Consider the following 4,657-nt stretch of genomic DNA (forward strand, 5'->3'; position numbering starts at 1 on the left):
CGCCGATGTTCAGCAACCCGACTTTGGGCGATTCTACCCCAAGCACGTACTGACTGTAAATCGAACCCATCACGGCAAATTGTTCGAGATATTTAGGGCGACAATCGACATTCGCGCCGACATCTAAAATTAATACCGACTTATCGGCACGATTGGTAGGAAATACCGCCGCAATTGCAGGTCTGTCGATGCCCCGCAGCCGTCCCAATCTGAGTAATGCGGCTGCCATCGCCGCGCCAGAATGCCCCGCCGAAACCACCGCATCGGCTTTACCATCTTTGACAAGCTGCATCGATACATTGATCGAAGCCTTAGGCTTGCGCCTCAAGGCACCCAGCGGTTCTTCGTGCATTTCGATCGTCCCTTCGGCTGGGACGACCTCGATTTTGGGAGCGTTAGGATGCCGATCGAGACAAGCCTGAATTTGTGCTGGATCGCCAACCAGGATGACGTCTACATCTGCTAATTCTGTTTGGGCTAGGATCGCACCCGCGACGATGGCGGCGGGTGCATCATCTCCACCCATTGCGTCCAGTGCGATGCGCGCGCGAGTTGAAGCCATTGATGCCACTAAGTAGAAACCATCCGAATTCTACCAGAATATGGCCATCTGCCACACGATCGAACGAAAACACACTAGCTCAATATAATTCCCGAACATTAACGAGATCGCAGTAAGATCGCGATCGAAAGATAGTTGAGATTCGATCGAATCGTCCGCACAAACTAAACAAAATGCAAAATTTTTTATTGTTTTTACTGGCGGCTCTAGGCGAAATTTCTGGCTGCTATGCTTTTTGGGCGTGGCTGAGACTTGGCAAAAGTATCCTTTGGCTCGTTCCTGGCATCCTCGCTTTGATTTTGTTTGCTAGCGTGCTTACCAGAGTAGATGCCTCAAATGCAGGCAGAGTCTATGCTGCTTACGGCGGGATCTACCTGCTCTCTTCGCTAGTTTGGCTCTGGCTGGCAGAAGGAGTGCAGCCAAATCGCTGGGATATATTAGGCGTTGGCATTTCGCTGGTGGGGACAATAGTAATTTTATTCGGAGCACATCGATAAACTATTTCTTGGGTTAATCGACTTTTCAAGATCTTTATGACACGATCGAAGTAAATTAAACTTCTGTTTTGTAATTTGTATGGGATTCTTTGATACTGTCGCTAGATTGACAATAACCGAAGCTTTCAAGGCGGGTTTGGCTGAGGTGAACAGTCGCCTGAATCCAGATGAGATGATAGTGCTATTGCAGCAAGCAGAAGTAGCCGCAGATGACGCACAACCAGAACTTGGTGGGTTATTTCGTCGGATCGATCGAGATGGAGCCAATGGATATGGAAAGTTTCTCAAGTTTTTTCAGTCAGGTTTGGTGCAAAACGAGTTGCAGAAGCCTTTTCAGAATCGTGGTAAGCCTGATGTAAAGATTCTAGTGGAGGTATTTAAACAATCTGCATCCGAGCATCCAGAAGCAGAGCAATACCTTTGCGATCTGATGCCGTTGTGGATGGATGCGTTTGTTGAGAGCTATTTCGAGCGAGTGGGGATTTGCTTTAAGGTAGCTAAGGCACAATATCTAAAGCAGTTGGCGCGACGGGTAGATGATGTGAAGTTTGTCGGGATTGCAGTACCAGGGGAAGAGGTAGAAAAGCAGGAAGTTTTGGCGCAGATCTTTGTGATGCCAGATGTTAGAGAGGAAAGGAGTCGTAGTTCACAACAGCTCAAGAGGTCATTAGATGCAGTTGAAACGAAAGCGAATGATTCAATAACTTTCGTATCAACAACTTATTTGCTGGATACTAGATCGCCACAAACTAGATTATTAGAAGAACAGAGAGCTTGGGAGCTTCGCGATCGATCTGCACCGCGAATACCAGCTCAAAAAGTCATCAATCTGGCTCAGAAAAAAGCAGTAATATTGGGCGCACCTGGTTCGGGGAAAACCATGCTGGCAAGTTATTTTGCTTTGATGCTCTGTGGAACGGCTCAAAGCGATCCAACTCAGATTGGCTTGGAAAAAGATACAGATTACTTACCTGTGGTGGTGCGAATTCGGGATTGGATATTGCAGCCGAAGATGGGATTGCTGGAGTACTTGCGATCGAATGCCAAAGCTAGTTTAGCTTGCAAGGAATTACCCACCGGATTTTTCGAGCATTGGTTGGATCGAGGTAAGGCGTTGATTTTGCTCGATGGGTTGGATGAGGTGGTAGATGAAGCTCAACGCAGTAAGGTGGCGGAGCAAATCGATAGTTTTCTGCATCAATACAAAGATAACCCAGCGGTAATTACATCGCGCCCAGCGGGGTATCAAGGAGCTTTCAAGACCGATGAGTTTCCCCACTATACGCTGGAATCCTTCGATGATAAGCAGGTAGAGACATTTATCGACCATTGGTATGACAATCGGGTTGAAAATAAAGCGCAAGCAGAGCGGCTAAAGGCAGATTTACAGAAGGCATTTATCAGAAACGAGCGGATTAAATTACTCGCGAAAAATCCGTTGCTCTTGACGATAATTGCCCTAATTCATCGCTATCAGGCGGAGTTGCCGAGACAACGATACAAGCTCTATGAGAAGGCGGTAGAGACGCTGCTGACGAGTTGGGATAGTGGCAAGGAAATCAAGCTGTATTCGCAGGTTTTGCAGTTTCTCAAGTCAGACGATCTGTTGTATATCTTGAAGAAATTAGCCTACTGGATTCATACCCAAGGCAGCACGGGCGAAACTGAAGGTGGGACGCTGATCGACAAGGATGAGTTGATTCGGTGGTTGCGAAAGGAGATTCAAACTCTGAAAAAATGCGAAGCGCATGAGGCAAAAGGAGAAGCCGAAAGGTTTATCGATTTTATCCAACGGCGGACGGGTTTACTGAACGAACAGGGGCGAGATCGTTATGCTTTCGTGCATAAGACGTTTCAGGAATATCTGACAGCAGAAGAGATATTCGATCGAGCCGATGTTGAAGATGATACTAAGATTATCTTGGATCATTTTCGGCAGCATTTACATGACCAACATTGGCGCGAGGTTTTGTTGTTGCTGGTATCGAAACTGAAAGGAAAGAAGGCTCAGAAGGCAATTCAGGCAGTTTTGGATGCTAATAGTGAATACGAACAATGGCTACATCGAGATTTGTTATTTGCAGGCTGGTGCCTGACGGAAGATCCATCAGAATTAACAGTGGTGGCGGCGGATTGGGTGGGGGAAATTCTCGATCGATTGGTTGGTTTAGAAGTTGAAAATGTCGATCGGATTGGTAGAAAAATTAGGGGCGAAGTAGAAAATATTTTGCATTGCCTTGGGGAAACAACTGTAGAAAAAGTTGTATGGAAGAAGTTACAAGCACAGGAAGATCGGATCGATCGTTTTCGCCTAATAGAATTTCAGGCTGCGTTGGGACAAAAAGAAGAGGCAATTAATTCTTTGCTGTCTTTGCTGAGGGATCGGACAGGGAATATTTCAAGTGTGGCATTGGCTGTGGGTCGATTAGTGGATAACAATCCCAATGCTATGGAGATTTTTCTATCCTTGTTAAAAGATGAAGATGTATCTGTAAGATATAGCGTGGTAGCAGTGTTGGATGAGATAGGGAAGGTTAGTCCAGAAATGATGAAAGTTTTGCTTTCTCTGCTAGATGATAAAAAATCTTCTGTTCGCTCTTGTGCAGCAATCACGCTAGGTAAGTTAGGCAACAACAGTCCAGAAGTAGTGAATCGTTTACTTTCTCTGCTAGATATTGATACAGGCTATGATGTATCCGCTAGTGTAGCATTCGCGCTAGGTGAGTTAGGCAACAATAGTCCAGAAGTGGTGAATCGTTTACTTTTCCTGTTAAATCATAAACAATCTTCTATACGGTCTAGTGCAATATCAGCATTAGGTAAGTTGGGGCATAATAATTCAGAAGTATTAAAGCAGTTACTTTCACTACTAAATGAGGAACCCTCCTTTTTACATTCTATTACAGTATTAGCATTAGGTGAGTTAGGCAATAATAGTCCAGAGGTAGTGAAGCCTTTGCTTTCTCTACTAGATGATGAAGGATCTTTTCTAGTTTCTTGCGTGGCATCAGCATTGGTAAATTTGGGGAATAGTAGTCCAGAATTGGTGAAGCGTTTACTCTCCTTGCTAAGTGACACATCTGATGTACGTTATAGTGCAGTATCTGATTTAATTCGATTGTCTAAAACCTCGGATACAATTTGTCCTGAAGTAGTACATTGGTTGGAACAAAATCCGCATTATGATGGAATTGGTAGTGCGATCGATTGTTTATGGTCGATCGTGGTTGAATGAATGATGGTGAGATTCGATCGAGTTAGTATTTTCTAGCTCCGCATCAGCAACGCCCTCAAATGAATTTGGGGCTAACAGCAAAAGTTCATTGAAATGAACTAAAAGAAATCATCTATTCTTGCAGTCCTCTTCAGAGGACTTTTGCTGTTAGCCCGTTGGCGAAGCCTCTCGGAACGAGAAACTTATAGTTCAGGGCGGTGCTGGTGCGGAGCAATACGCCCCGAAGTAGTGCAATAGCTAAAACAAAATCCGCATGACGATCGAATTGATAACGCGATCGAGCTTCTACTCCCTTCCCGCCAGAAGATTATAGAATAAGGTTGTAGATATGTTGAATCGTATTTGAAATTTGGATTGGAGTCT

2 protein-coding genes and 1 pseudogene are annotated in these 4,657 nt (G+C 44.9%); 2 read left to right on the plus strand and 1 reads right to left on the minus strand.

Features of this window, described 5'->3' with window-relative positions:
* Positions 1 to 562, minus strand: a pseudogene (locus C7B77_RS24545) (phosphate acyltransferase PlsX); the annotation flags it as partial.
* Positions 563 to 735: 173 nt separating this feature from the next.
* Between C7B77_RS24545 and C7B77_RS24550 the strand changes: the two are divergent.
* Together C7B77_RS24550 and C7B77_RS24555 are read left to right on the plus strand one after the other, a co-directional pair.
* Complete coding sequence (locus C7B77_RS24550; protein ID WP_106311102.1) at positions 736 to 1,059, plus strand: YnfA family protein; 324 nt, start codon at positions 736 to 738, stop codon at positions 1,057 to 1,059.
* 79 nt (positions 1,060 to 1,138) lie between these two features.
* A complete protein-coding gene (locus tag C7B77_RS24555; protein WP_106311105.1) occupies positions 1,139 to 4,294 on the plus strand; it encodes an NACHT domain-containing protein in 3,156 nt (1,051 codons plus the stop codon).
* Positions 4,295 to 4,657 lie beyond the last annotated feature (363 nt).

It is taken from the genome of Chamaesiphon polymorphus CCALA 037 (genome assembly GCF_003003845.1).
Taxonomy (GTDB): domain Bacteria; phylum Cyanobacteriota; class Cyanobacteriia; order Cyanobacteriales; family Chamaesiphonaceae; genus Chamaesiphon; species Chamaesiphon polymorphus.